Origin of the sequence: Sphingomonas sp. CCH9-F2, from assembly GCF_001556735.1 — a bacterium.
Lineage (GTDB): Bacteria > Pseudomonadota > Alphaproteobacteria > Sphingomonadales > Sphingomonadaceae > Sphingomonas > Sphingomonas ginsenosidimutans.
The window spans coordinates 1-304 of sequence record NZ_LSJO01000046.1; the positions used below are offsets into that span (position 1 = coordinate 1).

The 304-nt window shown below is 70.7% G+C and carries 1 pseudogene; it reads right to left on the minus strand.

The features are described 5' to 3' along the window. Nucleotides 1-304 (minus strand): annotated as a pseudogene (locus AX685_RS01230) (ribonuclease E/G); the annotation flags it as partial.

A 304-nucleotide genomic window follows, 5' to 3' on the forward strand; every position in this document is an offset into this window, starting at 1 on the left:
GCGCAGCGCCTCGACCTGGTCGTCGTTGCCGCCGCCGTTGCCGCGCGACCGGCGCCGCGGCGCATCCTCGTCGCCGCCGTGGTCGTCGTCGCCCTGATCGTCGGCGCGGGTATCGACGTCGTCGTCGTGATCCTCGTCGCCGTCCTCGTCATCGTCGGCGGCGTCCAGCTCGGCGCGCAGCGCGGCTTCCTCGGCGGCGTGCTCGGCTTCCTCACGCAGCAGCGCGTCGCGATCCTCCTTGGGGATTTGATAATAATCCGGGTGGATTTCGGAAAAGGCCAGGAAGCCGTGGCGGTTGCCGCCG